General features: G+C 43.7%; 11 protein-coding genes and 1 tRNA gene. 4 read left to right on the top strand and 8 right to left on the bottom strand.

Going from position 1 to position 19,119, the window contains the following annotated elements:
• Positions 1–44: 44 nt before the first annotated feature.
• The 3 genes from GVT53_RS14560 to GVT53_RS14550 form a co-directional block, all read right to left on the bottom strand.
• Entirely contained in the window at positions 45–527 is a 483-nt protein-coding gene (locus GVT53_RS14560) for a helix-turn-helix domain-containing protein (protein ID WP_166249229.1), read from the bottom strand.
• Positions 528–601: 74 nt separating this feature from the next.
• Complete coding sequence (locus GVT53_RS14555) at positions 602–2,122, bottom strand: helix-turn-helix domain-containing protein (protein WP_166249228.1); 1,521 nt, start codon at positions 2,120–2,122, stop codon at positions 602–604.
• 184 nt (positions 2,123–2,306) lie between these two features.
• A tRNA-Met gene (locus tag GVT53_RS14550) sits at positions 2,307–2,379 on the bottom strand.
• 113 nt (positions 2,380–2,492) lie between these two features.
• Between GVT53_RS14550 and GVT53_RS14545 the strand changes: the two genes are divergently transcribed.
• Together GVT53_RS14545 and era are read left to right on the top strand one after the other, a co-directional pair.
• A complete protein-coding gene (locus GVT53_RS14545; protein WP_166249227.1) occupies positions 2,493–3,857 on the top strand; it encodes an alanine/glycine:cation symporter family protein in 1,365 nt (454 codons plus the stop codon).
• Complete coding sequence (era, locus tag GVT53_RS14540; protein ID WP_166250503.1) at positions 3,847–4,728, top strand: GTPase Era; 882 nt, start codon at positions 3,847–3,849, stop codon at positions 4,726–4,728. Before GVT53_RS14545 ends, era begins: the two co-directional genes overlap by 11 nt.
• Here era and GVT53_RS14535 read toward each other — a convergent pair.
• Positions 4,725–5,240, bottom strand: a complete 516-nt coding sequence (locus tag GVT53_RS14535; RefSeq protein WP_166249226.1) for a GTP-binding protein — start codon at positions 5,238–5,240, stop codon at positions 4,725–4,727. The genes era and GVT53_RS14535 overlap by 4 nt on opposite strands.
• 76 nt (positions 5,241–5,316) lie before the next feature.
• On the opposite strand from GVT53_RS14535, the gene der reads away from it, so the two are divergent.
• Positions 5,317–6,618 (top strand): ribosome biogenesis GTPase Der, encoded by a 1,302-nt coding sequence (gene der / locus GVT53_RS14530; protein ID WP_166249225.1) that lies wholly within the window; start codon positions 5,317–5,319, stop codon positions 6,616–6,618.
• A 323-nt stretch (positions 6,619–6,941) separates the two neighbouring features.
• Here der and pbpC read toward each other — a convergent pair whose 3' ends face one another.
• Entirely contained in the window at positions 6,942–9,314 is a 2,373-nt protein-coding gene (pbpC, locus tag GVT53_RS14525) for a penicillin-binding protein 1C (protein ID WP_166249224.1), read from the bottom strand.
• A gap of 9 nt (positions 9,315–9,323) precedes the next feature.
• Complete coding sequence (locus GVT53_RS14520; protein ID WP_166249223.1) at positions 9,324–14,882, bottom strand: alpha-2-macroglobulin family protein; 5,559 nt, start codon at positions 14,880–14,882, stop codon at positions 9,324–9,326.
• A 228-nt stretch (positions 14,883–15,110) separates the two neighbouring features.
• Between GVT53_RS14520 and GVT53_RS14515 the strand changes: the two genes are divergently transcribed.
• Complete coding sequence (locus tag GVT53_RS14515) at positions 15,111–17,897, top strand: outer membrane beta-barrel protein (RefSeq protein WP_166249222.1); 2,787 nt, start codon at positions 15,111–15,113, stop codon at positions 17,895–17,897.
• Between the two features lie 15 nt (positions 17,898–17,912).
• Here the strand turns inward: GVT53_RS14515 and GVT53_RS14510 are convergent, their stop codons facing one another.
• Together GVT53_RS14510 and GVT53_RS14505 are read right to left on the bottom strand one after the other, a co-directional pair.
• Positions 17,913–18,698 (bottom strand): TPM domain-containing protein, encoded by a 786-nt coding sequence (locus GVT53_RS14510; protein ID WP_166249221.1) that lies wholly within the window; start codon positions 18,696–18,698, stop codon positions 17,913–17,915.
• Positions 18,679–19,116, bottom strand: coding sequence for a TPM domain-containing protein (locus tag GVT53_RS14505; protein ID WP_166249220.1), 438 nt, complete (start codon positions 19,114–19,116; stop codon positions 18,679–18,681). Before GVT53_RS14505 ends, GVT53_RS14510 begins: the two co-directional genes overlap by 20 nt.
• Positions 19,117–19,119 lie beyond the last annotated feature (3 nt).

The following is a 19,119-nucleotide window of genomic DNA, read 5'->3' as shown; positions in this document are numbered from 1 at the left end:
AAGAGGTTTTGTGGGGATAGCCCTAAACGATTTAGAGTCTGCTGTTACGCCATTTGAATTTCGTGTTGCCTATCGAAATTGGTGTTCACGGCAGTCCGGTAATCGTTGGGGCTGTACCCGGTAATTTTCTTAAAGGCACTGTAAAAGCTGTTTTTGCTGTTAAAACCAACTTCGTACATAATGGCCTTTACACTGAGCGAGGGGTCTGTGACCAAGAGGTCCTTTGCTTCTTCAATTCTATATTCGTTCAGGAACGAATAAAAGTTTTTGGAGAAGAAGGTGTTGATGACCTGTGAAACCTTGTACCTGTTTTCTTCAATATGATTGGATAGATCATCAAGACAGAGGGTGTTGTTCCTGTAAATTTTGTTCTGATCAAAGGCATCCTTGATTTTCCTTCGAATCAAAACAGCTTCCTCCTCGGTTAATCCGGACTTTCTGTACTTTTCATGACTGTTCGTTGGGTCCAAAGTCCGATCATGGCCTCCAACATACTTCACAACGAATTGTTTTAGTAGTCGTTTCATTGATTGATGATTTTTTGATTGATGACTACTAGTTAACCAGAAAACAGATGTTTTTAGGTGTTCCCGATAAGAGTTTACCCTTGTTTTAGGGCATTGAGGTATTCGCTGGGGGTGAGGTGGGTATCTTTTTTAAAAGCTTTATTAAAAGAGACCTTGTTGTTGTAGCCGACCTCGTAGGCAACATCTATTATGTTCAGTTCATTCTCTTGAGCAAGCAGTTCCTTTGCTTCTTGAATACGATGGGAATTTACAAATTCACGAAAGCTCATGTTAAAGTGTTCGTTGATGAGTTGAGAGGCATTGTGGCGGGTGGTATCCAATTTTTCGGCGACCATGTCCAAATTGATGTCGCTTTTTCTGTATAATTTTTCATTGTGGAACAGGTCGCTCAACTGCTGTTTCAGTTCTTGGGACAAACTATCCGTTAGCCCGGACTTTACATATTTTGGAAAAAGAGGATTGGTGTAGGCGTAACGTCCGCTGAACACATCGGGCTGAACATTCGCCGCATACCCCACGTATAAAACCATCGTACTTAAAAGAACAATGGGTGCGTGGTAAAGAATTCCACTATTGTTGCCTGTAACAATGTACACACCATATATAAGGTAGACGACCACATAACTTACATGTATTAAATAAATGTTCTTTTGCCAAGTTCTTGTTTTCTTGCTCAGTTCGGATTTGTTCTTGCCCAAGATCAAGTGCACAAAAAGGGCATAGACGGCCAAGGATAAGGATTTGAATGCAACCACTAGCAGTAGTTTAGTTGAATCCCCCGGATTTAAACCCTCTTCCAGTCTTTGAAGCATTTGGTTGATTTTTTCTGTTCCGGAGAAACCATAAACTGTAAATATCAGGTAGATGGTCAAAATTACTGTTGGTAGCAAGTGCCACAAATCCGTTTTATTTAAATCGGATGATTTTGATACCCTTTTAAAATAGAGGTAAAGCAATGGGCCATATAAAAATGATGACCAGGTGGACATTAAGTAGGTATGCGGAAACTCAAAGACATAATTGGTCTGGTTGATACATATGTTCAAGATAAATAAGGAATGGATGAAGACAAATGTCGCGATAAGGTTTCTGGCCTGCTTGTCAATTTTTTTATTGATGATCAGCATGAATGTGACATAAAACCCAATCAGCGACACAAAAAAATAAAATATGGACCAAGCATTGATTTTTGGCAAAACGGTACCCGAAAGTTTACTGAACTCTTCGTTTTGGCGAATGCCGTCGAAATCTTCGTGTAGTAAAAAAGTGGGTTGAAAATCAATATGAAAGTAATCGTATATGTAATCAATTGAAGCTTCAGGTTCGTTCAATGCAGCTTTACTGAGGGCAAGTTTTTTTAAAATGTGGATTTTATCTTCTTTATTGGTAGCGTCGAGGTTCTTTTTGTATAGGGGAACAGCCTCCTCAAACCTATGGATGTTGAAATAGTAGTCCGCCCAATCCAAGGAATCTTTAAAAGTTTCAGATGTAGGTGCTGGAAATCCACCATACCCGCTGTTCACGGTAAGGCTATGGGCAAACGTTACGTTTAGCCATAGAAGCAGTAAGACAATATAGTTGGTAGATTGTCTCATTTTTGATTGATGATGAATTAGGTATTAACAATTTATGAATTTAAGTTGTTAAAATTGTTAACAAACTATTAAAGTAGGTAAGCCCCGATAAAAGTTTACCCTTGAAACATCAATAGCAGAAAGGGTTTTGAGCGGGTGCATAAAAAAAGCCGAGGAAGTTTTCCTCGGCTTTTTTTGCTCTTAGTAGCGGGGACTGGACTCGAACCAGCGACCTTCGGGTTATGAGCCCGACGAGCTACCTACTGCTCTACCCCGCGATGTGGACGGCAAATATACAACCCTTTTTGCATCATTTCCAAACTAAAATTAATATTCCTTTCCCACTAGCGTCAATCCCGCTCAAAATCCATAAATTGGGCGTTTTTACCATATGGACGCAATCAACGATTTTATATCCTCCCTTTTGCCCTATACCGAGTGGCCTATGTTCATCTTGCTTATTGGGGGTGGACTGTTTTTGGCGTTTTATTCCAAATTTGCACCATTCCGACACTTTGGCCATGCCATAGCGGTGGTATCCGGCAAGTATGATGATAAAAACGCAAAGGGAGATGTAAGTTCGTTTCAAGCATTATCGGCAGCAGTAGCGGCAACGGTAGGATTGGGAAACATATCAGGAGTGGCCATTGCCATTCATGATGGTGGACCGGGCGTTGTCTTCTGGATTTGGATGACCGCACTCTTGGGCATGGGCATCAAATTTTATTCAGGGAGCTTGGCCATTATGTACCGTGGAACAGATTCTGATGGACATATGCAAGGAGGGCCCATGTTTTATATTACACAAGGAATGGGGAAATGGGCAAAACCCATGGCCATATTTTTTAGTATTTGTGGATTGTTTGGTTTTTTGGGGGTGTTTACCGCCAATCAATTTACCGAGGCCTTTATGGGGGTAGTGCAACCGCACGAGACCCTTTTGGCCACTAGTGAATACAATTGGAAATTGGGAATAGGCTTTTTTCTGGCTATCATCACATCTATCGTAATTTTTGGCGGACTGAACAAAATTGCCAAAGTAGCTTCTGCCATTGTGCCTTTTATGGTAGGAATTTATCTGTTGGCGGTCATTTTTGTGATGGCTAGCCATGCAGGGGAAGTTTGGCCAGCCCTAAAAATGATATTGGTCGAAGCTTGGAATTTCGACACCGCGGTCACTGGCGGATTCTGGGGATTGGTCATCGTCGGGGTGCGCAGGGCCATGTTCTCCAACGAAGCAGGTTTGGGTAGTGCACCCATGTACCACGGACAATCCCGAAACGACGAACCCGCAAAAGAAGGATTAGTGGCGATGTTGGGCCCGTTCATTGATACCATTTTAGTATGTACCTTTACCGCAGTGGTCATTATTTTGAGTGGGGCCTATCTTGAGGATGGAAGTGGCATCACAATGACGATGTCGGCCTTTGAAACAACCTTATATGGCATCGGAGATATACTTTTGATGGTCATCGTGGCAGCATTTGCATTGTCAACCCTGTTTACCTATTCGTATTATGGTGTGAAAAGTTTGTCATTTTTGACGAATGCCAAAATCGGAAAGTGGTACAATGTATTTTTTATAGTGATGATTGTTTTTGCCGCAGTGGCATCCTTAAAATTGGTAAAAAACCTGATTGACCTATCATATGCATTGATGGTAATACCCAATATGATTGCTGTGTTGTATCTTTCACCAAAGGTGAACGCAGCATCCAAACAATATTTTGAAAAAAGAAAGAACGGTGGCGCATAAAGCAGGATTTGTAAATATTATCGGGAACCCCAATGTGGGTAAATCCACATTGATGAATGCCTTTGTGGGCGAAAAATTGTCCATTATCACCTCCAAGGCACAGACAACCCGTCACCGCATTTTGGGAATTGTGAATGGCGATGATTTCCAACTGATTTTGTCCGACACCCCGGGCATCATAAAGCCCGCCTACGAACTGCAAAGTTCCATGATGGATTTTGTGAAATCCGCTTTTGAGGATGCCGATGTGCTGTTGTATATGGTGGAAATTGGAGAGAAGGCATTGAAAGATGAATCATTCTTCAAAAAAATACAGAACAGCAAGATTCCTGTGTTGTTGCTTCTCAATAAAATTGATAAATCCGATCAGCAGATACTGGAGGAACAAATGCTATATTGGCAAGAGCAATTGCCCAGCGCAGAAATCCATCCCATATCCGCCTTGGAAAACTTTAATGTAACCGAAGTGTTCAACCGCATTTTGGAACTTTTGCCCGAAGCACCACCTTTTTATCCAAAAGATCAAATTACGGATAAGCCCGAACGCTTTTTTGTGAATGAGACCATTCGTGAAAAAATCTTGCTATACTACAAAAAGGAGATTCCCTATTCCGTGGAGGTGGAGACCGAAGAGTTTTTCGAAGATGAGGACATTATCCGAATCCGTTCTGTGATTATGGTGGAACGCGATACCCAAAAAGGAATCATTATTGGGCATAAGGGCGCAGCCATTAAAAAAGTGGGGGTGGAAGCCCGTAAAGACCTCGAAAAGTTCTTTGCAAAGCAAGTGCACATCGAACTCTATGTAAAAGTGAACAAAAACTGGCGCAGCAACTCCCAACAGCTCAGACGTTTTGGGTACAACGGTTAGGATTCACTTTCGATTCGTTCAAATGGTGCAATAATGTCTCGGACAAGTTGTTTCAGTTGTTCCATCTGCCCTTTTCCTTTAGCCCTACCTAAACGACCAAAAGCATAAAGCGAAAACCAAAGCAGCACTAAAAAGAACATACCTACCATAAAAAAGGTAATGTCTTTGCCCAAGGAATAGTTGGAATATGCAAAAATCCCCAAAATGATAAAAAGCGTGCCCACACCAAAATGCAGAAACATAAAAAAAGTCCAAAGCGTAGGGTTGGGGCCAAATACACCTCGTATGTTGCTCACGCCCTCCTCAAAGGAAGAAAGTTCCAAGTGCAGTTGAGGTGTCCAAAAGGTGGTTTCCGCCCTTTTGAACTTGACAAAAATGTGCTCGTCCAACCTTTTGATCAAAAATGGTTGAGCCGTTGTCCCATCAAAAGCTGATTCCAACTCTGCCAAATTGGCCTTGAGGGAAAGGCGAAAACGGGGGCGTAAAACCAGCTCATTGGTCAAGTCGCTCATAATCATTTGAAAATGATGAAAAAAGGTATCATTTTTTCTTCATAATAAATGGTATTTTTGCCAAAAATTAAACCTAATGGGAGCTATTGTAGCCATTGTAGGGAGACCCAATGTTGGGAAGTCCACTTTTTTCAACCGACTTATTCAGCGCCGTGAGGCGATAGTCGATGCCGTAAGCGGTGTTACGCGAGACCGTCATTACGGTAAAAGTGACTGGAACGGCAAAGAGTTTTCCGTGATTGATACCGGTGGTTACGTTTTGGGTAGCGACGATGTTTTCGAAAAAGAGATCGACAAACAAGTGGAATTGGCCATTGATGAGGCCGATGCCATCATATTTATGGTGGATGTGGAGTCCGGTGTCACAGGAATGGATGAAGATGTCGCCAAATTGCTTCGTAGGGTCAATAAACCTACTTTTTTGGCCGTGAACAAGGTAGATAATACCCAACGTATGGCCGATGCCGTTGAGTTCTACTCCTTGGGATTGGGTGAATATTATACGCTTTCCAGTATCAATGGTAGTGGTACCGGGGAGTTGTTGGATGCTTTGGTGGAGGTACTTCCGGATGAGAAAGAAGAAGAAAGTGAACTGCCACGTTTTGCCGTAGTGGGACGGCCCAACGCAGGAAAATCATCCTTTATCAATGCATTGATAGGAGAGGACAGGTACATTGTGACCGACATTGCAGGGACTACCCGCGATAGTATCGATACAAAATATAATCGGTTTGGATTTGAATTCAATTTGGTGGACACGGCAGGTATCCGTAGAAAAGCCAAAGTGAAGGAAGATTTGGAGTTTTATTCCGTTATGCGTTCCGTTCGCGCCATTGAGTATTGCGATGTATGTATTGTGATGATGGACGCCACAAGGGGCTTTGATGGACAGGTGCAGAACATTTTTTGGCTTGCCCAGCGCAATAACAAGGGAATTGTAATCTTGGTGAACAAATGGGATTTGGTGGAAAAAGAGACCAATAGCGTAAAAGAATACACAAAGGCCATCCATGAAGTAATATCGCCTTTTGAAGATGTTCCGATTCTTTTCATTTCCGTTTTGAACAAACAGCGGATCTACAAGGCCATCGAAACAGCCGTAGATGTTTATAAAAACCGTTCCAAAAAAATACCAACGCGTAAGTTGAACGATATTATGCTTCCCATCATTGAAAAAACACCTCCTCCGGCAACCAAAGGGAAGTATGTTAAAATCAAGTTCTGTACACAATTGCCTACACCATATCCGCAGTTTGCGTTTTTCTGTAACCTGCCCCAGTACGTTAAGGATCCTTACAAGCGATTTTTGGAGAACAAAATCAGGGAGAATTTTGATTTTACCGGAGTTCCGATGACCATTTTTATGAGGAAGAAGTAATTATTCGCCCGAAGCGAATCCAATTTCACTACAGTTTGATTGTTTTGAGAAAATAAATTTGTGTCCAAGAACTTCTTCGACCCTAAAACTTGGGTCCAAGTGTCAGTTCGAGTGATTTTGAGGAACGAAAAATCGTATCGAGAACTTTTTTGGACAAAAATTCTTTTCTCGATACAGATTTCAGTAATGCCTTCGTGAGATCCACTCGAAATGACAAATTTTATCGAAAGGCACAACAGGTTGATTTGATTTAAACTGATTGTTCTTTTTTAGCATTTCCTTTTGTGTCAATAAAATAAGTGTGTTGTTTGTCAGCAGAAAATTTATTCCCCCGAAGCGGAACGTACTTCCACCAACTGTTGTATTCGGTTGCCCTGATTGTCAAATGCGGTAAGCGTATATTCGCCCGACTCGATGTTTAAAATGAGTTCGTGGAAATTCTGGGTCTTGCCCACAAAAGTCTCATCCAAATACCAATAAATAATGGCATTGGATTGTTGGTGCGCCAGTTTTAGAATGATTTCTGACGTTTTCTTGCCCAAATCCTTCGGAAGAAGTACCGCTTCGTTTCTTTTGGGATAGATGAATTCCATCAAATTGTTTTCCAAAGCCGAACAACCTTCCAAATAAGGCGGCAAAGACTTATAATTTGGGTTGGATGATGCATAGTAATGTTCTAAAATGGGAGGAAGTACCAGCCAGTTTTTGGCCACCATATCTTCCAAAGGGTAGCAAGCTGAATTCACCCTAAACCGTTCTGAAGCATCCAGGAACACCTGTTGATGGTAAGGGCAAGGTCCACTTCGGGTACCGTGTGTGGGCACCCATTCCTTTTTGAAATCATCACAATACACCGAAGCACGAAATCCACTTTGGGCACAAACCTCTAATTCAACAAGATCATCAAACGGTTCTGGGAACCAACCGCTTTGTGGCAATGCATCCAATACATCAAATAGTAAGGGAGCGGCGGCGGTAATGCCGGTAAGCCCAGGCCTGCCCTCGCCATCGGCATTGCCCGCCCAAACCCCAATGGCGTATTTTGGCGTGACCCCTACGGCCCAAGCATCCTTAAAGCCAAAGCTGGTTCCTGTCTTCCAAGCAATGGGCTGGGAGGAATCAAAAAACTGCCAATTTTCGTCACCTTCAGGTCGGTTGACCTCATACATCGATTGAAAAGTACTGTAAATGGCTCCTGCACCCAAAACCAAGGGGTCAAACTGTTCTTCTCCAAAATCCTTCGACTCATTTTGCAAATAGGTGGCTTCCGTAAACTCTTGTTTTCTGTAAGTGCTGGAATGGGTCAAAAAATAATTCAGACTGGAGGCCATAGCGGCATAGGTCGAAGTCACTTCCCAAAGGGAACTTTCCGCGCCACCAAGAATCAATGATAGCCCATAATAGGATGAAGGCTTGTCCAACGATTCCATCTTCATTTTGTGGAGCTTGTTGTAAAACTTTTGAAGTCCATATTCCCGCAACAAGCGGACGGCAGGGACATTCAACGAGCGGGATAATGCTTTGCTGGCAGGCACGGCACCTACGTGTTTCAAATTAAAATTTTGAGGGTTGTATCCGTTGATTACCGTTGGAACATCCTCCACTAAGCTGTGGGGCAGCAATTGACCTTCGTCCAACAATGAAGCAAATAGGAAAGGCTTCAACGTGCTGCCTGTGCTTCTTTTTTTTGTGATGATGTCCACATAGTTGGCGTGTGTTTCATCCGAAGGAGAATTCCCTACATATCCCAAAACTTTTCGGGTTTCCACATCAAGCACTAAAATGGCCAAGTTGTGTATCTCGTTGCTTTGCAATTGCCGATAATGTCGTTCTGCCAAAAGATTCAATCGTTGCTGTAAGGGTCTTTGAATCGAAGTGGTCACACGTTCGCCCGGATGTTCGTTTCGGATACGCTCGGTAAGATGAGGTGCCACATCGGGCAGGGGAAAAGGTTTTTGTGGAAGCGGTTCGGCTATGGCCAATCCGTAGGTGGTTTCATCAATGACTTTTTTCTCCCATAATTTTTTCAGTAATCGGTTCCGTTTGTCCAAAAAAGCTTGTTCGTTTCTTCCAGGGAAAATCAGTGCAGGTGCGTTGGGCAATACCGCCAAGGCAGCGGATTGTCCCCAGCTCAGTTCGTGGGCAGGAATCCCAAAATAACGCCAAGCAGCTGTCTCCAAACCTACGACATTGCCCCCGTAGGGCGTATGGGAAGCATAGAGTTCCAATATATCTTCCTTGGAGTGGCGTAATTCCAAGCGTGTGGCCATAAATATTTCGATGAGCTTTTCCCAATACGTTCTGCTTTGGTTTTTACGGCTGAGGCGGATAACCTGTTGTGTGATGGTACTGCCGCCTCTCCGCGTTTCCTTGGTCAGATTATGCCCGATGGCTTTAATAATGGAAATGGGATTGAAGCCAGGATGCTGATAAAAATACTCATCTTCAAAAAGTAAAATACTCTGTTTGAAGCGTTCGGGAACAGAATCAATCTGAGGAAACCGCCATTGGCCATCATCAGCAATACGTGCACCGATCAGCGAACCCTCGGAACTGTCGACAACCGTTGATGTTGGGTCTTCGAAGAGGTTTTTGGGCAGGCAAAACAACCATAAAATCAGAATGATGAAAAATACACCAAACGTGATTTTATGGTTGACAATATATTTTTTTACTGGCGAGAAAAACTCAAACATTCATTAACATTACTGAACTATTTTTACCCATTGGCCTTTGTTTCGAGCTTGGTAGTTGTTGTCATACATCGCTTCGACTTGGGCACCGGGCAAATAATAATCGCCCAAGAACGATGCATTCAACTTAATGGTAAAGGTCTTGGATTTTTTCGCATCCAAATCAAAATACAGATGGGTTCGGTCGTCCCGAGTGTCCACATAATCCGCTTTGGATGCATTTTCATCGTCCCCGCTTACAAAAGAGGTATCCACAATCTCCCATCCGCTGGGTACGATATGGGTCAGTGCCACATTGTCGATATAATCGTCGGAACTGTTGAAAACGGTCACTTTTGCTTCAAATTCTGTTCCTTGCCTCAGTTCATTTATATTGACGGAATTGCCCAATGGATCTTGGTAGTTCACGGACAACCTAAGGTTTTGCTGCTGTGCCAACTCCTCGCCAACGGGTAATTTTCCAGTTTGGGTAAGGGTCGCGTAAATGATGTTTCCTTGATTGTTTTTCAGTTCGATTTCCTCTTTAAAGGAAGTCACGGAAAGTTCCCGCTGTGCTATAGCCCTATCAGTTTTGACATTAATGTCCTTACCATTGTTGGTAAAAGTAAGGTCGATGGACCTTCCTCCATTCTTCATAACCATTTTGGACATTGCCAAGAGTGCAAAAGCTGTTTCTTGGGTGCTGTACCATTGCTGGGATGATAGATTTTTGGCCAAGGAAACGGCCAGTTCCCTTTGTTGCGTGTCACCCAAAATCACCATAGTCTCCAAGGCCATCGCACGGTTTCTGAATACCGAACCATAGGTTCTGTAATTGTAGTTATTGGGCTTAAAGTTGATGTTTGCCTTTTGGGCGATGGCCTCAGCCACCTCTTTTTTCCCGACCAAGGCATAAGCAGCCGCCAATCTCCATTTGGCCTCGTTGCTGAGGTTTGCGGTTTCCCGTAAACGGTTCATTGCGGCCAGTTCGGGCTGTTGGGCCAAGGCCAAGGTGTACAATCGGTACGCCTGTGAAACATCATCGTTGTAATAGGTGCTCTGGTTGCTCCATTGGCGTGCGGCATTTTTCTGATAGCGCAGCCAATTGCTCAAGAAGGTCAACGGTAATTGATACCCCTGCTGTTTGGCTTCCAGCATAAAATGACCTGCGTAGGAGGTTCCCCAATCATCGGCGTTGCCATAACCGGGCCAGTAACTCAATCCACCATTGGGAACTTGGAAGTCGCCAAGTCTGTCAATGGCAGCTTTTATGTTTTCCTCGATATTCTTCTTTTTATCAAAAGTGATGTCCAATACATCTGCCAAGAACAATTGTGGAAATGCTGCGGAAGTTGTTTGCTCCACGCATCCGTGGGGATAGCGTAGCAGGTAATCCATCCGTTTGGAAAAATCCATCGGCGGAAGTGTAGAGAATTCAATAAACGCTGTATTGGTGCCCGATGTGCCAAAAGTTTCCATTGCGATGGTCTGCGACCCGTTGGGGTCGAGCGTGTACAATTCACTTTTGGTGGTTACCGGATTTGGATTTTCCACATCGATTTCGGTCTCGTTGCTCGCATTTTCGCCCGCTCCCGTAGCGGTAACTTTTATAGTTTGGAACGATGATGTTGGGTTGACCTTAAAATCAAAATTGACGATTTGCTCCCCAACCGCATTGAAGCTGATGTTTTTGGAAGTACCGTTGAGGGGTTCCAATGCTTTTCCGGCATCGATGCTGACCTTTACGTTTTTGACCTTCGGCTCCATAGCAAAAACGGTAACCGGTATGGTCACGGTCTCTCCGGGAGATAATTTTCTTGGAATGGAGGTCAGTACCATTAATGGTTTACGTACGGGTGTGGTTTTTTCGGCATTGCCGTATGCACTGTTCAGGTTTCCTGCAACTACCATAGCCCGGACAGAACCTACGTAGTTCGGCATATCGATGGTATGTGTTGCTTTTTCCCCAGCCTTTAAGGTAAATGGTCCAAGATAGGTGACCACGGGTTTAAAGCGTTGTGCCTTTCTATTTTTGGCACCAGCACCAATGCCACCACCACCAATGGCATAGATATTATCCACACTTACGGAGTAGGCACCCATCACATCATCAAAAATATCGAAGGTTTTTACGCCCAACGCTTGTCTGGCGTAGAAAGAACTGTGAATGTCGGGAGTGGTAAATCGTGTCAAGTCCAACAGGCCTTCGTCCACCACGGCCAACGAATACGTCATTGGCTTTTTACTGGCTTCGGACACGGTAACCTTGTATGCCGTTTCTGGTTGCAGCACATCCGGCATACTGATCTGTGGCTCCAAGAATGTCGCGGGATTTTCCACCAAAAGGGGAACAACACCGTACAACCGGATGGGCAGGTCGTTTTTGACCTGGCTGTGCGGTTGCAGCAACGAAATGTTCACGTAGGCATTGGGCGCCATTTCTGCGGTAATCGGAATGGTGGCCCTGGTTTCTTGGGCAGACGTTTCAATCCATTGCTGTGAGAGCACCTCGGTGCCATTTTCGATGCTGACCAAAGCACGACCGCCTTTATCCGATGGGAAAGTGACCGTTGCTTCTTCCCCAAGGGTGTATTTTTCTTTGTCGGTGGAGAAAATCAGAATTTTGGAACTCTCGGCATCAGCAGATGATGGTCTTCGCCACCAATTGCGGTAAAAATAGGCCGTGCGACCTGTTGCGTGTCCCGAAACCTCGTCCATAACACGAATCAAGTACCGTCCTCCTTGTTCATCAGGAACATTGATGTTGAAGTTGGCTTTGCCATCACTTCCCGTAGTTATGTCCATTTCTTTGAAAGGTCGGTGGACGGTTGCATTTTCATAGCGGGAAAGGTTGTCGTTACCGCGGTTCCACCACCAGCGCCATTCAATTTTGAAGACCTGTACTTTTAGTTTTCGGTTGCCTGATGGATTTCCTTGTGCATCCACTGAAACTACGTCAAATGTATTGTTATCGTCCGTTAAAAAGGAACCATACCGTTTTGCTTCTGGCGAACGTAGTCCCACAAAGTGGGAAAAGGGTGCCAAATTCTTGGAGAACACATCTATGGAAAAATCGCCTCCGCCTTCAAACACCTTGGTGGTAAAGGTCGCCTTCAACATTCCGGGCGCGTTGCCGTTCACATCTATTTTTTTGTTGATGTCGAGTACTCCATTGGCATCCAAATTGGATGATATCCATTGCAGTTCGGTCTGGTCGAAGGTGCGAACAGGGTCTTGGAATATGTAGTTTTTGTATTTTGGAAACGCTGAGGAAGTTTGGCTCAACGTGGCATTGATGTCTATTTTGAGGTTGCGGGCGGGAGCGCCGTGCAACCATTTTACCTCGGCTTTTCCGCTGTTGAAGGAGTTCGCTTCCAAAACTTCATCATCAAAAGCAAAATTCACTTTTAATCGATTGGGCTTTACCGTGGCCACTTTTAAGGTTTTACTGAATTGTGCTCCTCCCACAATCACTTTGGCCGTCCAGCTTCCTGTTGGCGCAGTGGCTTCCGTTGGAATGGGGAAATAGTAAAAATTCTTTTCTTTTTTGGCATATAGACCGTCAGCTACCGGGATACTTCCTTCTTTTAAAATATGGCGCTGTACCAATTTGCCTCGTGCGTCGCTGACTTCCAAAGCTACGGGATGCCCTTTGGGCAAAGGGTTGGCATTATCATCCAAAACAAAGGTCAAATGAATGACATCGCCGGGACGGTGCACGCCTCTTTCGGTATATAAATAGCCTTGCAATCCTTTTTGGAGCTGCTCACCGGAAACATCAAACTTGCTCAGGGACAGTGCGTTTCCGTCCGCTAGCTTGGCGTAGGCAAAATTGTTGCTGTGCTCGGCCACGGCAAAGGCAATGCCCTTGTCGCTATCATAAACCGATAATCCTTTGGCATCCGTGGTAGTTTCGCCGATAAGCTGTTGTTGAAAATTGTAGAGCCTTATTTTAGCGCCTCCTACGGGTTGCGTGGTAAGCAAATTGGTCACTGCAAAATGATGGGAGCGGTTACTTCCTTTTTTAACGATGAGGCCCAAATCGCTTCCCAAGAGATTTGTCGCTGCTATTCTCTCGTAATTGTAGTAGGCGGAGTGACAGGGATTGTCGCGCTCTTCCCAATTATAGTCGTAGTTTCTGTAATTGTAGATTTCGTTGTCCCAGTAGCGTTCTTCTTCCGAGGCTTCGTCGGAGCTTTGCTCTAGGGCATATTCCGTAGTTGATTCTTCACTTTCTTGACTATTGCCACAATCGTAGGTGGTGTGCTCTTTTTTGAAACTGAACTCGACGCGATACAAGGAACCGGGGTTTATTTTGATCAATTCAGACAAATCCAAACCGTGTGCCTGCCAGTAACTGGTGTTTTGGTTTCCATCCTCGGTCAAGGGAATTACTTTGTATGCCACCCTTCGTCCTACGGGCCTAAAATCGGGACTGTAATTTTCGGTGAGGTCATAATTTTGAAGATATTGCAGCATATTGTCCTGATACACCTGAATAACACGGACTTCAACTGCCGCAAGGTTGACCGTTTCAAAATAGATGGGTGTGGAGGCGGCATTGGGTAAAATGGTTCCTTTGGAAATCAATCGAACGGCAGGTTTGAGCTGTTCAAAAGAGACCAATTCGGAGAAATCGTTCTTCAACGTAAAACCATATTCGCTTTTGATGCCTTGAAAAGCATTGACACGGACCTCCCCCAAAATTCGGTTGGAAGGATATACGCTCAACACGTTTCCGTTGATTTCATATCGAAGACTTTCTGCATTTTCAATCGTTACCAAACCGTTCAGGTTTTGGTCTTGCTTCAACGGCTCGGAGAAGTTTAGGGTCAAGACGGCATTGGGAGAGGAGGTGGTTTTCGCATCAACAATCACAAATTTGTTCTTCCCGGGTATCGTATAGTTTTCCGAACCTTCATTTTCAATATTGTAGGCGTCGCCGGTCCAGTTGATGGTAAGTTGACTATCATCTGTTTTTCTGGAAATGCTATCAATTTTAAAGCTGAAGTATTGCGCATTCTCAGTGGTGTTGTCCCATTTAACGGGAACAGTTTTGTCACCTTGCTTAACGGTCAGTACAGATTTTAGTTTAGAGGCATCCAGAATGTCCGAGGCATCCAAAGTGCCCGTGAGGTATTGCCAATCCTTGCTGTACGACTGTAAATTTCCCAGATTGATTCTAAAATTAGGGGCAATTGTCTTAAAACTGAAGGTATAGGTCTTGAATTCACTTTCTATATCCTCGAAGAGTTTGTTGAGCTTCAGGCTAACGGTGTATTCCGTATTCGGCTTTAAGTATTCCGAAGGTTGGAAAATGAGTTCCCTTCCATTATTAATGATGAGCTCACCATCCACCTTTGGTGAGATATCCAAATATTCCTTGGGCAGTTCTTGGGTCAGTTCAAATTGCTCCAATTGTTGGGCCAAGGCAATGGTAATTGGTGTGGAAATACTTTGGTTGCCGTTGGTGTGATAACTGATATAGTCCTTGAACTTGAATAGGTTATCCGTTTCGGAGCCGTCCTTTTTTTTACAGGAGGCAGCTAAAATAAGTAGGGCAATTAGAAGCGTTTTGTAGGATCGAGACATGAGAAGACCAGTGTTTTTATTCAAAAGTTAATGTGAAAGCAAGATACTTAAAATTGAAAAGCAGTAGGGTATAAGTTTATGGATGGTGGTTTTGAGTTTACGTATGAAGGTCAATGGAGATATTTATGGGAATTTTCTCAAAGTTTCGTTAAAAATGCCTTCACTTAATTTACCCAACCGATATTTAGGAGTCTAAACACAGAAGTAACCAAACAAGACAGATTCAAATTGAGAAAAAATTACATTCACTTCGTTCTGATTTTATTATTTTTTTCGTTCTCTTCCGTTCAAGCTCAGGATTTTTTGGTAAAAGGTAAAATTGTGGATGCCGCAACGGGCTCTCCGATTGAGGCGGCCACTATTTATGCAGAAACATTGAGGGATAGTACTTTGATCACCTATACCATAACCAATTCCGAAGGGATTTTTGCCTTGGAGGGAAGAACAGCTTATAAGAAAGCAAGACTGGCTTTTTCCAGCAATGGCTTTACACCTCAAACGCGTGAAGTGACCTTGGAACCTGTGATGGAGATAGGTACCATTAAAATGGATGAACGGGTACAGGAACTGGATGGTATTGATCTAGTAGGTGAACGCGTTCCGATAACCGTTAAGAAGGATACACTTGAATTCAACGCCGATTCCTTTAAAACTAGACCAGATGCCACCGTAGAGGATGTGCTGAAAAAGCTTCCGGGAGTGGAAGTGGCCAGTGATGGAACTATTACGGTGAACGGAAAGGAAGTGAACCAAGTTCTCGTAAACGGTCAGGTTTTTTTTAGTACCGACCCCAAAGTGGCCACAAAATCCTTGTCCAAGGATGTGATCAGCAAAATACAGATCACGGACACCAAGACCAAGGAACAGGAATTTATCGGAGAATCTGGCAATGGCGAGACCAAAACCATCAATCTAACCTTAAAAGAGGATAAGAACAAGGGTTATATGGGGAGGTTGTCCGGCGGTTATGGTACGGATGATAGGTATCAGGCAAACGGCCTGCTCAACTATTTCAACGATACGGAACGAATAAGTGTTCTGGGCAGCAGCAACAACATCAATAATCCCGGTTTTTCCTTCGATGAGATTTATGAAATGGTGGGCAACTCTAGAGGTGGCGGAGTACGGTTCAACAGAAATGGAGCATTTTCCATTGGAGATATGTCGTTCGGTTTTGGCGAAGGTATCGTCACTTCTTCTACCATTGGAGGGAGCTATGCCAATCAGGATAAAGGGAAATACAAGGTGGATGGCAATTATTTTTATGCCTACAGCGATTCTTATAATGATGAGCGGACCTCCCGCGAAAATATACTGCCCGATGGAAGTTTTTTTACCGATACCGAGAGCAGTTTTGTAGGTGGGACCATATCCAACCAAGCGGCGGCAAATTTAGAGTTTGATATAAACAAGACCACAAGGATTACCGTACAGCCCAATTTAAGTGTGAACAACACCAATTCGTCCAACTCGGAAAATACCATTTCCACGGACGAGGACGGTAATTTGATCAACGATAATACATCTTTACAAGTTACCGATGGTTTCCAGCGAAATTTTGGCAATAGGTTGGAGATCATGAAACGACTGGATACATTGGGAAAATATGTCCGTGTGTACTTTAATAATGATAACCGGGTGAGCGATTCCGAGACTTCTCTCAATTCAGAAAGAAATATTTATGGCGATGACCCCAGCCAAGTACTTTTAAATCAAAGGACCTTGATAGATAATTCCAATGATAATTACGAACTGGGGGCATCCTACAGACAGCCGTTGAACAAGGAACTGTATTTGGATTTTAGATATAGTTACGAGAAAAACGAACAGCAGAACCAAAGAACGGTTTCAGATTTTGATGAGCTCACAGGTGAATATATCTATAACATGGCCCTAAGTTCCGATTTTGACTTTAAAGTGAACAAACACGTTCCCGAGGTGGGCGTTGGCTCCAATGGTAAAAAGTTGAGGTTTAACCTTAGGGCGCGTTTAGAGGGCAATAGGTTGGAAAACGAGGATTTTATACAGGAAACATCGTTTTCCAAGGACTATAGCAACCTGCTTCTAAGTTCTTACGCCAACTACGATTTGGGGAATAACAAAAGGATGAGTTTTATGTACCGGTCCCAATTGCAGGTACCGTCTATAAACCAAATGCAGCCAGTGCTAAACGTGAGCAATCCATTGAACATTGTTCAAGGAAACCCCAATTTGGACCCGCAGATAAACCATAATTTTTATTTGAATTTCAATAACTACAATTGGAGGGAAAGAACCGGGATTTTCTTTTGGTCCAGTTTAGACATAAATGAGGATAGGATAGTATCTAGCACTACAACGGATGAAGACTTCATCAGAACGACGACTTACCAAAATGTAAAGGGCAATTACAATGCGGCGATGGGCATCAATTACTCAAAACAGATTAAAAAGGACAGTCTTTATACCTTAAAACTCACCTTTAGGCCCAATGCAAGCATTAACAAGCAGGTAGGTTTTACCAATGGAGCCCAATTGGAGTCAAATTCCTTTGCTATAAGGCCCAGTGCGGGACTATTGTTCAACTACAAGGAAATGCTGGAGATTGAGCCCGAGTACACGTTGGCCGTTAACGCTACGCGATACAATTTGGACAATGTGGAAGATGTTGATTTTACCACGCACAACCTTTCTTTTAAACTCACCTCTTATTGGCCGGAAAATTTGGTCTGGGGGAATGATATTACCTATAGCTACAATGGCAACCTCGGTGCAGGTTTTGATAAGGATGCCATATTTTGGAACATGAGCCTGGGCGTACAAATGTTCAAAAAGAAGGCAACGTTAAAGGTGTTGGCCTACGACTTGTTGAACCAAAACATAAATACCCGTAGGACTACGGGTCAGGATTTTATCCAAGATTTTCAGGGCACCGCGCTCCGACGTTACTTTATGGGCAGTTTGACCATCAAATTCGATTCGTTTGGTGGAAAAGGAGCACCGGAAAAAAGAGGTGGGAGATTTATGAGATTGTAAAAAAAAGGAGGATGACTACCACCCTCCAGAGGCACCGCCCCCGCCAAATCCGCCTCCACCGAAGCCACCACCAAATCCTCCGCCGCTAAATCCGCCTCCGCTGCCAAATCCACCGGAAGAGCCAGAGCTACGCCCCATATTGCTCAAAATGATCATGTCCCAGATATTGGGACTTCGACCTCCGCGGCCACCATTGCCGCCGCCTTTATTTTTTCGGCTCCAAAGAATAATGATGATGACAAAAAATATGATTATCGGAAAAAGTGCATCTATCGGGAATTTTTTACCGTTGCCAAAAGTCCGGTCCTCGGTAAACTCGCCCGTCAATACTTTAAAAATAGCATCAGAACCTTTGTCAAGACCACTATAATAATCTCCTTTCTTAAATTCGGGAATGATCACTGTTTCTATTATACGTCTCGACATTAGGTCGGTGAGTCTGCCTTCTACACCATATCCCGTGTTGATGGCAATTCTGCGGTCGTCCCTAGCCAATAGCACCAGTACACCGTTGTCCTTGTCCGCTTGCCCAATGCCCCACTTTTGTCCCCATTGCGCACCCAAAAAGTTGATGTCCTCACCTTCGGTGGAACTTATGACCGCAATAACAATCTGGGTCGAGGTACTATCGGAATACCGAACCAATTTTTGTTCCAAGGCATTGCTTTGCGAAGGCGACAATAGGTTCACATAATCATAAACACTGGTTTGCTTTTTGGGTTTTTCGGGTATGCTAAACTGACCCCAAGCTATGGAAACACATAAAAAAAACAGTAAAAAACTAGCCTTTGGATATTGCATCGTTCAGTTCGTTGGTATCGTTATGTTGCCATGGAAAATGGGTCTGCAATTCCTTGCCGGCCATCAAAATGCCTTCAACGATACCTTGTTTAAAATTTCCTTTTTTAAAGTGGGAAGCGATCACATCCTTTGTGGTGTCCCAAAAGCCTTTGGAAACGGCCCTGTCAATGCCCTCACCACCATAGATGACAAATTTTTTATCGTCCACGGCAACGTAGAGCAATACGCCATTGCCCTCTTTGGTGTTGTCCATCTTCAGAAAATGGAACACCTGTTGGGCCCTGCTAAAGTGGTCAATTTTTGAAGATCCTTCAATGTGCACCCGTATTTCGCCGGAAGTATTGTTTTCGGCTTCAACAATGGCATTTACAATATCGGTTTCTTCTTCAGCAGTCAAAAACTCTTCTACCTGCGACATAAT

The sequence above is a fragment of the Flagellimonas oceani genome (assembly GCF_011068285.1).
Taxonomy (GTDB): Bacteria; Bacteroidota; Bacteroidia; order Flavobacteriales; family Flavobacteriaceae; genus Flagellimonas; species Flagellimonas oceani.
This window is presented reverse-complemented; position numbering and strand designations above follow the sequence as displayed.

Excerpts from the sequence above, each read along its gene's own strand:
- GVT53_RS14545 (WP_166249227.1), top strand. The coding sequence starts at position 2,493 with ATGGACGCAATCAACGATTTTATATCCTCCCTTTTGCCCTATACCGAG.
- GVT53_RS14560 (WP_166249229.1), bottom strand. The coding sequence starts at position 527 with ATGAAACGACTACTAAAACAATTCGTTGTGAAGTATGTTGGAGGCCAT.
- der (WP_166249225.1), top strand. The coding sequence starts at position 5,317 with ATGGGAGCTATTGTAGCCATTGTAGGGAGACCCAATGTTGGGAAGTCC.
- GVT53_RS14555 (WP_166249228.1), bottom strand. The coding sequence starts at position 2,122 with ATGAGACAATCTACCAACTATATTGTCTTACTGCTTCTATGGCTAAAC.
- GVT53_RS14505 (WP_166249220.1), bottom strand. The coding sequence starts at position 19,116 with ATGTCGCAGGTAGAAGAGTTTTTGACTGCTGAAGAAGAAACCGATATT.
- GVT53_RS14535 (WP_166249226.1), bottom strand. The coding sequence starts at position 5,240 with ATGAGCGACTTGACCAATGAGCTGGTTTTACGCCCCCGTTTTCGCCTT.
- GVT53_RS14510 (WP_166249221.1), bottom strand. The coding sequence starts at position 18,698 with ATGCAATATCCAAAGGCTAGTTTTTTACTGTTTTTTTTATGTGTTTCC.
- GVT53_RS14520 (WP_166249223.1), bottom strand. The coding sequence starts at position 14,882 with ATGTCTCGATCCTACAAAACGCTTCTAATTGCCCTACTTATTTTAGCT.
- pbpC (WP_166249224.1), bottom strand. The coding sequence starts at position 9,314 with ATGTTTGAGTTTTTCTCGCCAGTAAAAAAATATATTGTCAACCATAAA.